The organism is Gordonia sp. UBA7599, from assembly GCA_002477755.1.
Classification (GTDB): domain Bacteria; phylum Actinomycetota; class Actinomycetes; order Mycobacteriales; family Mycobacteriaceae; genus Gordonia.
This window is the reverse complement of sequence record DLKD01000088.1, coordinates 1-15,457: the sequence shown is the minus strand read 5'-3', so window position 1 is coordinate 15,457 and position 15,457 is coordinate 1. Positions and strand designations below refer to the sequence as shown.

Annotated in this window: 14 protein-coding genes and 1 tRNA gene; 9 read left to right on the top strand and 6 right to left on the bottom strand. The window is 68.3% G+C overall.

The annotated features are described in order from the left end of the window. Positions 1–39 precede the first annotated feature (39 nt). The gene (gene cobN / locus B4L26_RS10355) at positions 40–3,663 is read left to right on the top strand and encodes a cobaltochelatase subunit CobN (protein WP_290718681.1); all 3,624 of its coding nucleotides are present in this window, start codon (positions 40–42) and stop codon (positions 3,661–3,663) included. Between the two features lie 24 nt (positions 3,664–3,687). On the opposite strand, the gene B4L26_RS10350 is transcribed toward cobN, so the two are convergent. Further along, positions 3,688–4,521 (bottom strand): alpha/beta fold hydrolase, encoded by an 834-nt coding sequence (locus B4L26_RS10350; RefSeq protein ID WP_290718679.1) that lies wholly within the window; start codon positions 4,519–4,521, stop codon positions 3,688–3,690. A gap of 96 nt (positions 4,522–4,617) precedes the next feature. On the opposite strand from B4L26_RS10350, the gene B4L26_RS10345 reads away from it, so the two are divergent. From B4L26_RS10345 to B4L26_RS10330, 4 genes are read left to right on the top strand one after another with little or no spacing between them, the layout of a single operon-like run. After that, positions 4,618–5,097, top strand: coding sequence for an FxsA family protein (locus B4L26_RS10345; protein WP_290718677.1), 480 nt, complete (start codon positions 4,618–4,620; stop codon positions 5,095–5,097). A 30-nt stretch (positions 5,098–5,127) separates the two neighbouring features. Beyond that, positions 5,128–6,780, top strand: a complete 1,653-nt coding sequence (locus B4L26_RS10340; protein ID WP_290718675.1) for an amidohydrolase — start codon at positions 5,128–5,130, stop codon at positions 6,778–6,780. Further along, the gene (lnt, locus tag B4L26_RS10335) at positions 6,777–8,396 is read left to right on the top strand and encodes an apolipoprotein N-acyltransferase (RefSeq protein WP_290718674.1); all 1,620 of its coding nucleotides are present in this window, start codon (positions 6,777–6,779) and stop codon (positions 8,394–8,396) included. Before B4L26_RS10340 ends, lnt begins: the two co-directional genes overlap by 4 nt. Then, complete coding sequence (locus tag B4L26_RS10330; protein ID WP_290718672.1) at positions 8,389–9,156, top strand: polyprenol monophosphomannose synthase; 768 nt, start codon at positions 8,389–8,391, stop codon at positions 9,154–9,156. The genes lnt and B4L26_RS10330 overlap by 8 nt, the downstream gene beginning before the upstream one ends. Before the next feature lie 39 nt (positions 9,157–9,195). Here the strand turns inward: B4L26_RS10330 and B4L26_RS10325 are convergent, their stop codons facing one another. Then, positions 9,196–9,531: an RNA polymerase-binding protein RbpA gene (locus tag B4L26_RS10325; RefSeq protein ID WP_290718670.1), complete on the bottom strand. Its 336-nt coding sequence runs from the start codon at positions 9,529–9,531 to the stop codon at positions 9,196–9,198. A gap of 136 nt (positions 9,532–9,667) precedes the next feature. On the opposite strand from B4L26_RS10325, the gene B4L26_RS10320 reads away from it, so the two are divergent. Together B4L26_RS10320 and B4L26_RS10315 are read left to right on the top strand one after the other, a co-directional pair. Beyond that, entirely contained in the window at positions 9,668–10,015 is a 348-nt protein-coding gene (locus tag B4L26_RS10320; protein WP_290718668.1) for a hypothetical protein, read from the top strand. A 59-nt stretch (positions 10,016–10,074) separates the two neighbouring features. Further along, positions 10,075–10,890: an adenylate/guanylate cyclase domain-containing protein gene (locus B4L26_RS10315; protein ID WP_409563535.1), complete on the top strand. Its 816-nt coding sequence runs from the start codon at positions 10,075–10,077 to the stop codon at positions 10,888–10,890. A 316-nt stretch (positions 10,891–11,206) separates the two neighbouring features. On the opposite strand, the gene B4L26_RS10310 is transcribed toward B4L26_RS10315, so the two are convergent. The 3 genes from B4L26_RS10310 to B4L26_RS10300 all read right to left on the bottom strand — a co-directional run bounded on the left by B4L26_RS10310 (position 11,207) and on the right by B4L26_RS10300 (position 13,257). Beyond that, a tRNA-Arg gene (locus B4L26_RS10310) sits at positions 11,207–11,281 on the bottom strand. A gap of 510 nt (positions 11,282–11,791) precedes the next feature. Beyond that, on the bottom strand, positions 11,792–12,427 hold the full coding sequence (locus B4L26_RS10305) for a hypothetical protein (protein ID WP_290718667.1): 636 nt from the start codon (positions 12,425–12,427) through the stop codon (positions 11,792–11,794). Between the two features lie 116 nt (positions 12,428–12,543). Next, positions 12,544–13,257: a CPBP family intramembrane glutamic endopeptidase gene (locus tag B4L26_RS10300; RefSeq protein WP_290718665.1), complete on the bottom strand. Its 714-nt coding sequence runs from the start codon at positions 13,255–13,257 to the stop codon at positions 12,544–12,546. A gap of 64 nt (positions 13,258–13,321) precedes the next feature. Between B4L26_RS10300 and B4L26_RS10295 the strand changes: the two genes are divergently transcribed. Both B4L26_RS10295 and B4L26_RS10290 read left to right on the top strand, forming a co-directional pair. Continuing rightward, entirely contained in the window at positions 13,322–13,675 is a 354-nt protein-coding gene (locus B4L26_RS10295) for a hypothetical protein (RefSeq protein ID WP_290718663.1), read from the top strand. A gap of 17 nt (positions 13,676–13,692) precedes the next feature. Then, the gene (locus B4L26_RS10290; RefSeq protein WP_290718661.1) at positions 13,693–15,147 is read left to right on the top strand and encodes a WS/DGAT/MGAT family O-acyltransferase; all 1,455 of its coding nucleotides are present in this window, start codon (positions 13,693–13,695) and stop codon (positions 15,145–15,147) included. 12 nt (positions 15,148–15,159) lie between these two features. Here the strand turns inward: B4L26_RS10290 and B4L26_RS10285 are convergent. Then, positions 15,160–15,457: LLM class flavin-dependent oxidoreductase (locus tag B4L26_RS10285; RefSeq protein ID WP_290718659.1), on the bottom strand; the 298-nt coding region annotated here is incomplete at its 5' end.

The window sequence follows — 15,457 nt, the reverse complement described above, 5'->3', positions numbered from 1 at the left end:
AGCGTACGGCCGCGTACGTCGCTGGTTAGGGTGGAGTCTGTGATCCTGCTGCTGTCCACCTCGGATACCGACCTCATCACCGCCGCCGCGACTGGAGCACCGTTCCGCGTCGCCAATCCATCGAGGATCATCCTCGACGAGATCCCGGATCTGGCCCGCGACGCCGATTTGATCGTCGTCCGGATCCTCGGCGGCCGTCGCGCCTGGGAGGACGGGATCGACGCGGTCACCGCGACCGGCAAACCAGTGGTGCTTCTCTCGGGCGAACAGCAGCCCGACCCCGACTTGATGGCTGCCTCCACCGTTCCCGCCGGAGTGGCCGCGCAGGCGCACAACTACTTCGCGGCGGGCGGCGTCGGAAACCTGGTCAACGCGCACAACTTCCTGTCCGACACCGTCCTGCTCACCGGACTCGGGTTCACCGAACCCGTTGTCACCCCCATGTGGGGCGTCCTGGAGCGCCAATCCGCCGACCTGCCCGGCGACGCGCCGACCATTGCCGTCCTCTATTACCGCGCGCAGCATCTGGCCGGGAACACCCGCTACGTCGATGCGCTCTGTGCGGCCATCGAAGCCGCCGGAGCACGGCCACTACCGGTGTTCTGCTCGTCGTTGCGGACCGCGCCCGATGAACTCATCGAACTCCTCGGCACCGCAGATGCCCTCATCGCCACGGTCCTCGCCGCCGGCGGGACCACCCCGGCGGAGGCGTCGGCGGGCGGGCAGGACGAGGCATGGGACGTCGAACGGCTCGCCGCCCTCGACATCCCCATCCTGCAGGGGCTGGCCGTCACGGGGTCGCGGGAGCAGTGGGAGGCCAATGACGACGGACTGTCGCCGCTCGACGTCGCCAGCCAGGTCGCGGTGCCCGAGTTCGACGGACGCATCATCACCGTGCCCTTCTCGTTCAAGGAGTTCGACGACGACGGCCTGCCCTGGTACCAGCCCGACGAGGAGCGCTGCGCCCGTGTCGCCGGGATCGCGGTCCGCCACGCCCGGCTGCGGCACCTGGCCAATACGGACAAGCGGATCGCGCTGGTCCTCTCGGCCTATCCGACCAAGCACGCGCGCATCGGCAATGCCGTCGGCTTGGACACGCCCAAGTCGCTGCTGCGCCTGCTGACGGCCCTGCGCGCCCACGGCTACGACATCGGCGACCCCGCCCAGATCCCCGGCCTACTCGACGATGACTCCGACGCCCTCATGCACGCCCTCATCGAGGCCGGCGGCCAAGACCCGGCATGGCTCACCGACGAGGTACTCGCCGCGAACCCGATCCGTGTCGCCGCCGACGACTACCAAAGGTGGTTCGCCACGCTGCCGGCCGATCTGCGCGAGGGTGTCGAGGAGAAGTGGGGCCCGGCGCCGGGCGATCTGTTCGTCGATCGCAGCGCCAATCCCGACGGCGACATCGTCGTCGCGGCCATGACCTTCGGCAACGTCGTCCTCATGGTGCAGCCGCCCCGCGGATTCGGTGAGAACCCCGTCGCGATCTACCACGACCCCGACCTCCCGCCGTCGCACCACTACCTCGCTGCCTACCACTGGCTCGCGGCGAATCCGGTCGCCGACGGGTGGGGGTTCGGTGCCGACGCGGTCGTGCACCTGGGCAAACACGGCAATCTGGAGTGGCTGCCCGGCAAGACCCTGGGCATGTCGGCCTCCTGCGGCACCGATGCCGCGCTCGGCGACCTGCCGCTGGTCTACCCGTTCCTCGTCAACGACCCGGGCGAGGGCACGCAGGCCAAGCGCCGTGCGCACGCCGTCCTCGTCGACCACCTGATCCCGCCGATGGCGCGCGCCGAGTCCTACGGTGACATCGCCCGCCTGGAACAACTCCTCGACGAGCACGCGAACATCGCCGCGCTGGACCCGGCCAAGCTGCCCGCGATCCGCCAGCAGATCTGGACGCTGCTCACCGCGGCGAAGATGGACCACGACCTCGGTCTGGCGGAGCGACCCGACGAGGAGGTCTTCGACGACATGTTGCTGCACGTCGATGGCTGGTTGTGCGAGATCAAGGACGTGCAGATCCGCGACGGCCTGCACATCCTTGGTGAGGCGCCGGTCGACGACGGCGAGATCGACCTGGTGTTGGCGATGTTGCGCGCCCGACAACTGTGGGGCGGTTCGGTGGCTCTGCCGGGCTTGCGCGAGGCCCTCGGACTGGACGAGGACGGCGGTCCCGATGGCGACCGCACGCACACCGTCGACGTCTTCGAAGCGCAGGCGCGCGACCTCGTCTCGCGGTGTCACAAGGGCGGGTGGACCGACGATGCGGTCGCCGACGCTGCGGCGGGACTGCCGACCGCGGTGGCCGATGTGCTCGGGTTCGCCGCGCGCGAGGTCGTGCCGCGGCTGCGCGCCACAAGTGGTGAGGTGCCACGGGTGCTGCACGCACTGGGCGGCGGTTTCATCCCGGCCGGGCCGAGCGGGTCGCCGTTGCGCGGGCTGATCAACGTGCTGCCCACCGGTCGCAACTTCTACTCGGTGGACCCCAAAGCGGTGCCCAGTCGGCTGGCGTGGGAGACCGGCCGGGCGATGGCCGATTCGCTGTTGGAGCGTTATCTCGCCGACCACGGCGAATACCCGCGCTCGGTGGGCCTGTCGGTGTGGGGGACCAGTGCCATGCGGACTTCCGGCGACGACATCGCCGAGGTCCTGGCTCTGCTCGGCGTCGAACCGGTGTGGGATGAGGCGTCGCGACGCGTCGTCGACCTCGAACTCATCGACCCGGCCGAATTGGGCCGCCCCCGCATCGACGTCACGGTCCGCATCTCCGGGTTCTTCCGCGACGCCTTCCCCCACGTCGTGACGATGCTCGACGACGCGGTGGCACTCGCCGCGGCCGCCGACGAGCCCGATGAACAGAACTTCATCGCCGCCCACGTCCGCGAATCACTCGCCGAGCACGGCGACGATCGGCGTGCGCGCACCCGGGTATTCGGGTCCAAGCCCGGCACCTACGGCGCCGGCCTGCTGCAGCTCATCGACTCGCAGCAGTGGCGCTCCGACGAGGACCTGGCCGCGGTGTACACCGCGTGGGGCGGCTACGCGTACGGACGCGGACTCGACGGTCGTGAGGCGGTCGACGACATGCGCAGCGCGTACCGGCGCATCAACGTCGCAGCGAAGAACACCGACACCCGCGAGCACGACATCGCCGACTCCGACGACTACTTCCAGTACCACGGCGGCATGGTCGCGACGGTGCGCGCGCTCACCGGCTCCGATCCCGAGGCCTACATCGGTGACTCCACACGCCCGGACGCCGTGCGCACGCGCACGCTGTCGGAGGAGGCGACGCGCGTCTTCCGGGCCCGCGTGGTCAACCCGCGCTGGATCTCGGCGATGCAGCGGCACGGCTACAAGGGGGCCTTCGAGATGGCCGCCACCGTCGACTACCTTTTCGGCTACGACGCCACGACCAACGTCGTCGCCGACTGGATGTACGAGCAGCTCACGCAGTCCTACGTGCTCGACGAGGCCAACCGCGAATTCCTCGACAAGTCGAACCCGTGGGCGCTGCACGGCATCACCGAACGCCTCCTCGAGGCCGCGCAGCGCGACCTGTGGGAGTCACCGCCGCCGGAGATGCTCGACGAACTGCGCCGCATCTACCTGCAGACCGAGGGCGACATCGAGGGCCGCGCAGGCGAATAGGCTCGCCGCGGGGAGTACCGAGACTCAGTCGACTGAAGCGATCCGCGCGAGGATCGCCTCGGTCAGTTCGCCCGGGCGCTCTTCGGGGATCCAGTGCGACGCCCCGTCGACGTGGACGAAGGTGAACGGGGCGTCGACGAAGCGGTCCGAGTCGACGGCCTGACGCATGCTGAGGGCCGCATCGTCGTCGCTCCACACCACGGTCGTCGGCGCCGATACCCGGCCCACGTAGCTGGGCGGGGTGAACGGCAGCCCGCGGTACCAGTTGAGCCCGCCGGTCAGCGCGCCGTCGTCGACGATGTTGTTGTGGAACTGCTCGACCATGACCGGTGTCATGCCGAACTGGGCCATTGCCGCGGTGGCCCGGGCGTTGCCGGAGGACATCACGCGTTCGGGCAGTTTGGGGAACTGGAAGGCGAGCATGTACCAGGAGCGCAGCACCTGGTTGCTGCGAACCATCGAGCGGATGAACGCCCCGGGATGGCCGACCGACACCGCGGTCATGGTCTTGATCTTGTCCGGGTAGTTGGCCGCGACGGCCCACGCGACGCCCGCGCCCCAGTCGTGGCCGACGAGGTGGACCGGCGAGCCGATCTCGTCGATGAGTGCCGCGACGTCGGCGGCGAGGTGCGGCATCGCATACTGCTTGCGCCCCTTGGGGCGTGCGCCGGGGGAGTATCCGCGTTGATCGGGGGCGATCGTGCGGTATCCGCGTTGGTTGAGCAGCGGGGTGACCAGGTCCCACGAGCTGGCGCGCTGCGGGAATCCGTGCAACAGCACGATGGGGACGCCGTCGGCGGGTCCGGAGTCGGTGACGTCGAAGGTCAAGCCGTCGTTGGTGAAGCTGGTGATAGGCACGGGAGCCACCGTAGTCGTAGTCGCGGGAGCAAATGGGAGCAAATGGGAGCAAAACGGCGCCTTGGCGCGTTGGACAAGTAGAAGGAAGGACATTCCATGAGGATTCGTTGGGTTCTGCTGCTGTACGTCGTGGCCGAGATCGCCGCGTTCGCCGGTCTTGCCCACTGGCTCGGCGTGGGCTGGGCGCTACTGATCACCCTGCTCGCCGGCGTGGCCGGGTACGCGTTCCTCGCCGTGCGTGGCAACCGTGTGATCCGCGACCTGGGGAAAGCTGCGCGCAACGAGATCCGGCCAACCCAACCACTGCCCGACACGGCGCTGCTGGGCCTCTCGACGGTGCTTGTGATCCTTCCGGGCATCGTGACCACGGCGCTCGGTGTGCTGCTCATGGCGCCGCCGGTGCGTGCAGCTGCTCGCCCGGTCGTGACCGCGTTCGGGGCACGACGGTTGGCCGCGGTGGTTTCGGTGGTCGGTGCGCGGACGGTGTTCCTCGGCGGCGACGTGATCGACGGAGAGGTCGTCGACGTCCCGGTAGCCGTGCCCACGGAGCAGCGCCAACTGCCGCCCGCACACTGAGTCGCGCCGCCGACACGGCAGACTATCCCCATGTCGACGCAACTGCTCCTTGGTGGCAGTATCCACACGCCGGCCAACCCCGACGCGACGGCGATGGCCGTCACCGACGGCACGGTCGTCTGGGTGGGCTATGACGACGTCGGGCGGGCGCTCCACCCGGAAGCCGAGGTCATCGACCTCGAGGGACGCTTCGTCGGTCCCGGATTCGTCGATCCCCACGTGCACCTGACGGCTACCGGCCTGGCGCGATCGGGCCTGGATCTCTCGACTGCGCGCAACCGCCCCGAACTGCTGGACCGGTTGCGCGTCCATGTTGCCGGGCTACCTGTCGATGAACCCGTGTGGGCTCGCGGATGGGACGAGTCGACGTGGTCAGCGGGCCAGGCCGACGACCTGCGACTGCCCAGCGTGGCGGAGATCGACGCCGCCGTCGGCGGACGGCCTGCGTACCTGGTCCGGGTCGACGAACATTCGGCGCTGGCCTCGACCGCCCTGCGGGACGGGGTCGTCGGGTTGGGGGAGTCGGTGGGGTTCTCCGCGTCGGGCCCCCTGACCGCAGCCGCCCATCACAGCGTGCGCGTCGCGGCGCGCGCATTGCTGACTGGTGACCAGCGGGCCGATGCCCGTCGACGCGCCCTGCGGGAGATCGCTGCACTCGGCGTCGTCGCGGTCCACGAGAACGGTGGACCCGATATCGCCGGCTCAACCGACTTCGCCGAGGTCCTCGCTGCCGACACCGGCACCGGCGTGGAGATCGTCGGCCTGTGGGGGGAGGCGGTCGCCGACGTCGAGCACGCTCGCAACCTATTGGCGACGACCGGCGCCTACGGGTTGTCGGGGGACCTCTTCGTCGACGGGGCGCTCGGCTCACGGACCGCATGGCTCTCGCAGCCCTACGCCGACGACCCCTGCACCACCGGGATGCCCTATCTCGATGTCGATGCTGTCTACGCGCATCTGCGTGCGCTGACCCAACTGCACCGCCAGGCCGGCTTCCACGTTATCGGTGACGCGGCGATGACCGCGGTGACCACCGCCTTGGCGCGGCTGGCCGACGAGGTCGGGACACCGACGCTGGCGGCGTGCGCCCACCGCGTCGAGCACGCGGAGATGGTCGACGCGCAGCAACGGGCCGTCCTCGCCCGCTGCGGCGTGATCGCCTCGATGCAGCCCGCGTTCGACGCACAGTGGGGCGGGCCGGGACAGATGTACGAGCAGCGGCTCGGCGAGGCGCGCGCGAGCGCGATGAATGATTTCGCCGCGATGGCGAAGGCCGGTGTCGCGCTGGCATTCTCGTCGGACTCACCTGTGACTCCGATCTCCCCGTGGGCCGCCGTGGGTGCCGCCGTCGGTCACCACCGACGCACATCGGCCGTCTCCGCGCGTGCCGCCTACGGCGCATGCACGCGTGGTGGGTGGCGTGCCGTTGGCCGAAACGACGGCCTGACCGGCCTGCTCGTCCCGGGCGCACCCGCCAGTTACGCGGTGTTCGACGCCGACAACCTCGTCGTCGCCGGATCGGACTCGACGGTGCAGCGGTGGTCCACCGATCCGCGATCGCGGGTGCCGGCGCTGCCCGACGTGTCGCCGGGCGCCCCGATCCCGGTCTGCGTGCGCACGGTGCACCGCGGCGCGGTGCTGCACGACTCCGGGGCCCTGCGCGCGACGGCGGGAGTCGCATGACCCGACTCATCTGGCCGACGACCGCGCTGGCCGCCGGAGTGGCGATGTGGGCCGCTTTCCCGCCGCGCAACCTGTGGTTCCTCGCCGTGGTCGCGCTCGGATTGCTCGCCGTCGTCCTCGGTCGCGAGATCCGGGTGCGTGACGGCGCGCTGGCGGGCTTCCTGTTCGGCCTGGGCTTCTATGTACCGCTGCTGCCGTGGATCGGCGAGTACGTCGGCCCGCTGCCCTGGCTCGCGCTGGCAGCGGTACTGGCCGCCTATACCGCACTCTTCGGCGCCATCGCGACGGTGAGCATGCGTCTGCCCCTGCCGCCGTTGTGGTTCGCCGCGAGCTGGACGCTGGTGGAGGCGCTGCGCTCGATGTTCCCGTTCGGCGGCTTCCCGTGGGGCCGCACCGCCTTCAGTCAGGCCGACGGTCCGCTCCTGCCACTGGCATCGCTCGTCGGAGCGACCGGGCTGACCTTCGGGACGGCGCTGTTCGGCGCGTCGGTGGCCTGGGTGTTCGTGCTCGGCATCCGCTCCTGGCAGCGGGCCCCGCGACCGGCGACGGAGGAATCGCACGCCCTTTCCGTAGGAGTGGTGAGCGGTGTCGTGACGGTTCTGCTTGCCCTGGCCGCGCCGCTGCTGGCGATCCTGGTCACCCCGGCCAGCCTCGACCGGGTCCTCTCGCCGTCGACCACGCGCGTCGCGATCGTGCAGGGCAACGTGCCGCGGCTGGGACTGGAGTTCAACGCGCAGCGCCGGGCGGTGCTCGACTACCACGTCCGGGAAACCATGAAACTCGCCGAGGATGTCGCGACAGGGCGCACACCGGCACCGGACTTCGTCCTGTGGCCCGAGAACGCCTCGGACATCTCGCCGCTGGACAACCCGGACGCGGAGGCGGAAATCGAGGCGGCCGCGAAGGCGGTCAACGCCCCGATCGTGCTCGGCACGATCCTGATCAACGACGACGGCAGTCCGCGCAACTCGGTCATCGTGTGGGATCCCAAACGCGGCATCACCGACCGCTACGACAAGCACATCATCCAGCCGTTCGGCGAATACCTGCCGTGGCGCGGCTTCTTCCGACTCTTCTCCTCCTACGCCGATATGGCCGGCACCTTCACCCCCGGCGGCGGTCCGTCGGTGGTGCGGATACCCACCCGCAGCGGTCCCGTCATCGCCGGTGTCGCGACATGCTGGGAGGTGGCCTTCGACCGTGCCGCGCGGGCCTCGGTGGACCAGGGCGCACAGGTGCTGCTCGTCCCGACCAACAACGCGACCTTCGGCTTGAGTTCGATGACCTACCAGCAACTGGCCATGTCGCAGGTGCGCGCCGTCGAACACGGCCGGACCGTCCTGGTCGCCGCAACCTCCGGGGTCAGCGCGATCATCGCGCCCGACGGGACCATCATCGCGCGCACACCGCTGTTCGTCCCGGCGACGCTGTCGGACAGGGTTCCGCTGCGCACGCAACGCACCTTGGCCACCCGGTTGGGCGCCATTCCGGCCATCGTCGTGTGCGTGGTCGCGGTCGCGGCCTTTTTGGCGGCGGTGGCGACGCATACTAGATTCAGTCGGGGCCCGCTGCGCGGGGCCCGTGTGACCGATGGAGCGAAGGAGCTCGATGAGTAAGGTGATCGGCCCGACTGGCGAGAACGCCCTCGTCGTCATCCCGACGTACAACGAGAGCGAGAACCTCCCGATCATCGTCGAGCGGTTGCTCAATGCGCTTGTCGGCGTGCACGTGCTCGTCGTCGACGATTCCAGCCCCGACGGCACCGGTGAGATCGCCGATGGTCTTGCCGCGAAGGACGCTCGGATCCACGTTCTGCACCGCACGGAGAAGGACGGGCTGGGCAAGGCCTACCTCGCCGGCTTCACCTGGGGACTGGCCCGTGACTACGCGGTGCTCGTCGAGATGGATGCCGACGGCTCGCACGCGCCAGAGCAGTTGCACCGGCTCTTCGACGCGGTCAATGCTGGCGCCGACCTGGCGATCGGGTCCCGCTACGTAGCCGGCGGTTCGACGGTGAACTGGCCCAAGCGGCGCGAACTGCTCTCGCGCGGCGCCAACACCTACGCCCGCCTGGCCCTCGGGTCCAAGATCCGCGACATCACCGCCGGCTTCCGCGCCTACCGCCGCGAAGTCCTGGAAAGCTTCGACTTCGCCGCGATCGACTCGGCCGGATACTGCTTCCAGATCGATCTGGCATGGCGCGCGATCCAGGGCGGGTACACGGTCACCGAGGTGCCGATCACGTTCACCGAGCGCGCCATCGGCGAGTCCAAGATGGACGGCGGTGTCATCACCGAGGCGTTCTTGCAGGTCGCGCGGTGGGGGATGGACAGCCGTCTGGGGCGCACCCCCAAGGGCAGCAAAACGGCCGGCTGATCCCTCACGGGGTCAACCGGCCGGTGTGCGCAGCGCGGATCAGCCGCGTCGGCGCTGTTTCAAGATATCGAGCCGCTCGGCGAGCAGGACCTCAAGCTCGGCCTCGCTGCGGCGCTCCAGCAGCATGTCCCAGTGCGTGCGCGGCGGCTTGGCCTTTTTCTCCTCGGGCGCGGCGCCCTCGAGGAGGGTGCCCTCCATGCCGTTCTTGCACGGCCACTTCGACGGGATCTCGGCGTCGTCGGCGAACGGCACGTCGAAGACCTCGCCGTTGTCGGTGCGGTACTGGACGATCCGGCGCGGCGCCAGATCGTGGTCGCGGTCGGTCTCGTAACTGACCGCTCCGAGTCGGCTTCCACGAAGCACTCGGTCTGCCATGTGATGTCCTCTCCAAGTCGGGCGCAACGCCGCCCGATCGCGGGCGCTCCGGCGCCGTCCGACCATTCATTCTACGCTAATCCGGGCGTGTCGCCCCGCGCCGCTCCAGCGGTGACATCGGGTAGCGTTTTCGACCATGACCACCGAGACTGGCCGTCGGCACGACCGACGGGTCGCCTGCGCGTGGTGCGGCCGGCCGATCGTCGACGATTCGACCCTGGGTCGGCGGCGCAAGTACTGCCGACAGTCCTGCCGCCAAAGAGCCTATGAGCAGCGAACGCTGACGGTGGGGACCGATATTCCCGATGATGCGGTGATCATGCGCCCCGAGGAGGTCGCCGACCTCGCCGACCGGCTGTTCGAACTGCGCTGTGCCGCCGAGGATCTGCAGACTGCGCTGGGCGAGGATGCCGACCGGGCGACGCTGCGCGGGTTGGCCGACACGGTCGTCGAATTGGCCGTCGCCGCGGAGCGCGTGCGGTGAGCCCGTCGAACACGCCGAAGAAGACTGTCACGAAGAAGCCGGCAGCGAAAAAGGCCACCGTGAAGAAGGCTGCTGTGAAAAAGCCTGACGCGAAGGATGCGATCCGTCCGGACTCCGTCGCCAAGCGGGCCGCGGAGTTGCTGGCGCGCACCGACGCGAGCGAAGGTGCCCTCTCGATCGCCCGTGCCGCGCGCAGTCTTGTCCCCGATTCGCCGGCCGTCGGCGGGGAGGGGCCCAGCGACCGAGTCGCCCGGCTCATCGAGCAGGCCCATGGCGAGCAGCCCAGCGCGATGCGAGAGCTGAGCCTGGCGACCGTCGAGATGTGGCAGTCGCTGACGCGGCGCCGGCCCAAGTCCGAATCGCGCACCTCCGACGAACCGGTCGCGGCGACGATCATGTTCACCGACCTCGTCGACTTTTCGACCTGGGCCTTGCGTGTCGGCGACGACCACGTTCTGGAACTCATCCGCGCCGTCGACACGGCGACCACCGCGGTGGTGGGCCGTCACGGCGGTCGGGTCGTCAAGAATCTGGGTGATGGCACCATGGCCGTGTTCGCCGACGCGGAGCAGGCCATCTACGCCGCATTCGAGGCGATCACCGCGATCAGTGCGATCGAGGTCGACGGCTATCGGCCCCAGCTGCGCGTCGGACTGCACACCGGAATGCCGCGGGCCGTCGACGACGACTATCTGGGCGTCGACGTCAATATCGCGGCCAGGGTCGGTGCGGCCGCGGGCGCCGGCGAGGTGTTCATCAGTGACGCCGTCGTCGACGAGGTCGATGCGCAGCGTTTCGTCCTGCGGCGCAAACGGTTCCGCGCCAAGGGCGTGCCCAAGGAGACCACTGTTTTCTCGGTCATCCCCAAGCTGTGAATGGGGGGTGCGGGGACTGAGACTAAATCCCTGCTCTCGGTGGCCTTTGACGGTCGCTATTCCCGTGTCGCCGGGTTTTCCGCCTGTCCACCGCCTCTCGACGGTATCCACCATGTCCAGCGCCGTACGTGGCGCCACGCGTGACGGCAGCAGCTTCTCCACCACTTTCGCGTCGCACAGTGACCGGCCGGTCTCTGTGCTACCGCTACTGATGCATGAACACCCTTGGGTCTTGCGGACCCGCGGGTGCCCCGGTTCCCCGAAGGGCCAGGGCTTAGGACACTGTCGCAGCGCTGCCGAGGAATGTCTTTCGCTTTGGGATGCCTCGCCGGGATCGAACCGGCGACAGACTGATCCGAAGTCAGTCGCTCTACCACTGAGCTAGGGGCTGGATCTGACTGAGGATGCGCATTCCCGCGCGGCTCCGACCCTTTGGAGGCCGGAATACCGCACACCCTCGACCGTTCGGCCGTCAACGCCTACTTGATCTCTCCCGCCTTGGCGAAGCTGCCGTGCCCCGCTGCCGCGTTCATGGAGTACGCCCTCGATTGACTGCCTCGGACTGATACTCCCGCCTCTGCCGCAAGGTCCCGTCGCTACTGAACAGCACCTGGCGGGTGCTGGGTCACCGATTGGCTCTCCCGACCCCGACGGGCGGGGTCATCAGATTGCTTCGGGCTTGCCTCCACCCTGAGGTGAAGGATTTCGGCTCGGAGTGCATGGGGTACCGGGATTGCTCCCGGCGACGGTTGTCACATGTCTTTCACCGGGTTTCCCCGGATTATCCGCCATGCCGGTCTTGTGTTGTCGTCCCGTGCAATCGCACGGAAAGATCAAGTTAGCCCCAGTGCCGACGGCGTGCAACGGGTTTTCGCCGACGGTGTTGGGCGGCCATGTCGCGCTACTTGTCCTCGGGTTGCACGGCGGTTGCGGCGCGGATCTTCTTGCCGCGCAGCTTGTAGTTGACGATGTAATAGATGACGATCAGGGCGATGAGGCCGCCGATGATCGCGCCGATCAGCGTGGCGCCCTGGAAGCCGATGATGTCGCCGAGTTTCGTCTGGGCCGAGCGGATGGATGCCGACTGTGCCGGATCGGCTCGGTTGATCGCGAGGGTCATCACGTTGGGAACGGCGAAAACGATGCCCACCAGCAGGAAGATGACGCCGAAGAAGTGCTTGAGCTTGTTCCACGAGGCAACCGCCATAGCGAACGAAACGAGGGGCACGGCCGTGCAGACGATGCCGATGACCAGTCCGTAGAGCACGCCCGTGGTGAAGCCGGCGTCGGTCCCGACAATGCTCGCCACGGTATCGGCCCACCAGCGCGGCGCGATTGAGCGGAGGATGAAGTACAGCACGACGAGGATCGCCACGCCGATCAGTGCGAGCAGCATGCGCTTGACGAGGCTGCTCACCGTCTCGCTGAAGCTCTTCTTTTGCTCTACAACGCCGGAGTGTTCGTCGGGACCGTGCGCGCCGGCGGGCACAGGGGGATCGGCGGGGGTGGGAACATGCGCCGTGTCGTCGTTGGTCATGTGGCTACTGTGGCACAGGTTTTCCCCGGTGGCCCGCACATCCGCTACCGATTTTCACAACTGCTGCGGTTGCAACGGTAGGGGGACTGGTTCACGTGGTCGTTGTGCGGTGACGGCTAGAGGCGCCAGGCGATGGCCGCGCCGAGTGCGCCGGTCGCGTTGAGGGCCCAATGCAGTGCGATGGGAGTCAGGAGGCTGTCGGACTTGTAGCGCAACCAGCCGAAGATCAGGCCTGCGGCCGTCGTTGCCACGACCGAAAGCGCGACGCCCGCGATCTGACCGGCATTTCCGCCGCCGACGATGTCGCGCAAGCCCTCGTTGCCCTCGGCCAAGTGCAGTGACGACGTGATGTGCCACATCCCGAACAGCACCGCGCCCACCGTGAGTGCGACCGGCACCGACCAGGTCCGCATGAGTGCGCCCTGCAGGACGCCGCGGAACAACAGCTCCTCGGGCAACACCGTTTGCAGCGGGATCACCACGAATGCCGCGAACAGTGCGGTGCGCGCGGAGCGCCAGCGCTCATCGAGGAAGAACTCGCGCAGGGGTGGGATGGCCACGGCGACGGCGATGATGAGTACCACCGCCACGACCACGACTCCGGCCCACGGGAGTCCGCGGCGCAGCTGAGGGAGGGTGACGCCCAGGTCGTGCCACTTCAGTCCCGAGAGCAGCGCGGCCGCGCCCAGCAGCAGCGCCGTCGTCGGGATGACGAGGAAGATCGCCCGGCCGTGCCCGTAGTGGGCGATCAGGTTGGCGCTGGCGATGACGAAGACGATCGTCGCGATCAGTGCTGGATGAAGGCGATCGATCGCGGTCAGGTGGCTCACCGTGCCGATGCTAGCGCCCGCCGCATCGGGTGGCATTCGGTCCGGTGGCACACTGGCGGCTGACATGGCGACATTCGACGACGATGAGCTGGAGCGCTACTACCGGCGGATCGAGGCGCGGACCGAGTCGGCCCGCGCTGATGAAGGGCACCGCGAGCAGCGGAGTGCGGCGCCGCGTCGGAAGAAGCTGATTCGAGGTGGGCCGGATCGTGACCGGACGTCGGGAGAATCGTCGGCGACCTGTCCGACTCCCGATAAGGAGGGGCACGCCGACCCCGATGCCGCCTGGCTCGCCGTCGCGGTGCTGCGCGCTGGGCGAATTCGGACACCTGAGCTGGACGTTTACCGGTGCCGCTGTGGTTTGTGGCACATCACCAGTCGCGGTCAGGGGCATATTGTGAGCCGTGGTCAGGACTGACCGATAGGCTTCGCGACATGGAACGGCTGAGCGGACTCGACGCGACTTTTCTGTATCTGGAAACCCCCGAGCAGATGATGCACGTCTGCTCGGTGTTCGTGCTCGACCCGTCCACGATCCCCGGCGGCTACGAATTCGGTCGGTTCCGCGACGCGATCGACGTCGCCGTCTCCGACATCCCGCAGTTCACCCAGAAGGTGCGCAAAGTACCGCTGGAGATCGCGCACCCGGTGTGGGTGCACGACTCCCATTTCGACATCAACCGTCACGTTCACCGCGTCGCGCTGCCCGGCGCAGGCGGCTACGACGAGCTGATGGAGCTGTGCGGCCACTTCGCCTCCCTGCCGGTCAACCGCCGCCATCCGCTGTGGGAGATGTGGGCGATCGAGGGCTACAAGGACGTCGGACGCGGAGCAGACCGGGTCAGCGACGATGAGGCGCGCGACAAACTCGTCGTCTTCATGAAGATGCATCACGCCACGGTCGATGGTGCATCGGGGGCGAGCATCATCAGCCATATGTGCTCGCTGGAGCCCGACGCCCAATCGGTGGCGGCGATGATGGGCGAGGGTCATGGGAAAGCGCGCGACGAGCAGGAGCCCAGCGACCTCGAGATCTTCGGGCGCGGTGTGGTCGCGAGCGTCCTGCGGCCGTTCGGCCTGACCAGGATCGTGCAGCCGTCGATTGACGTCGTGGTAAAGACGGTCGAGCGGGCGGTGCGCGGAACTGCGATGGCCCCACCGTTCATTGCGCCGCGCACGCCCTTCAACAACAACATCACCGGCCAGCGGACGATTGCGCTGAACGACATGCTGCTGTCGGACTTCAAGGAGATCCGGCGCCTCAGTGGCGCGACGGTGAACGACATCGTGCTGACCGTCGCCGGTGGTGCGCTGCGGCATTACCTCGCCGACCACGGCGAACTGCCCGACACACCGCTATTGGCCAACGTTCCGGTGTCGGTGCGTGAGGAGAGCCGCCGCAGCGAGGGCATGAACAAGGTGTCGGCTCTGTTCGCGCGCCTGGGCACCGACGTCGAGGATCCGTGGGAGCGGTTGACACAGATGGAGGAGGCCAACCGCAACGCCAAGGAGCACCAGAAGGCCATTCCGGCCGATGCCCTGCAGGACTGGGCTGAGTTCGCCCCGCCCCGCACCTTCGGCCTGGCGATGCGGGCCTACTCGGCGCTACGCATCTCCGAACGCGGGCCGGTGGTGCACAACCTCGTCATTTCAAACGTCCCCGGCCCGCAGATGCCGCTGTACTTCATGGGGGCGAAGATCGACGCGCTTTACCCGCTGGGACCGATCTTCCACGGTGCCGGACTCAACATCACCGTTCTGTCCAACAACGGCATCGTGCACGTCGGAATCATCGCCTGTCCCGAGGGCATCCCCGATCCGGAACGCCTCGTCGACTACTTCCCGGCCGAGCTCGCGAAACTGAAAGCCGAGGCCGAAAAGCTCGCCTGAGCGAGGTCCGGCTCAGGCGTTCCCGACAACCTCGGCGACCTGCTCGATCTGCTCGACGGACCCGGCGGACACGAGCATCGTCGTGACGCCGGCCGCCTCCCACTCGCGCACCTTGGAGCGGACGTAGTCGGTGTCGCCGACGATGGCGGCGTCGTCGACGACCGCGTCGGGGATGATCGCCGCCGCCTCGTCTTTGCGTCCGCTTCGGAACAGCGCGGTCACCTCGTCGACGACGTCGCCGTAGCCCATCCGGCGGTACACCTCGGCGTGGAAGTTGGTGTCCTCGCTGCCCATGCCGCCCATGTAGAGC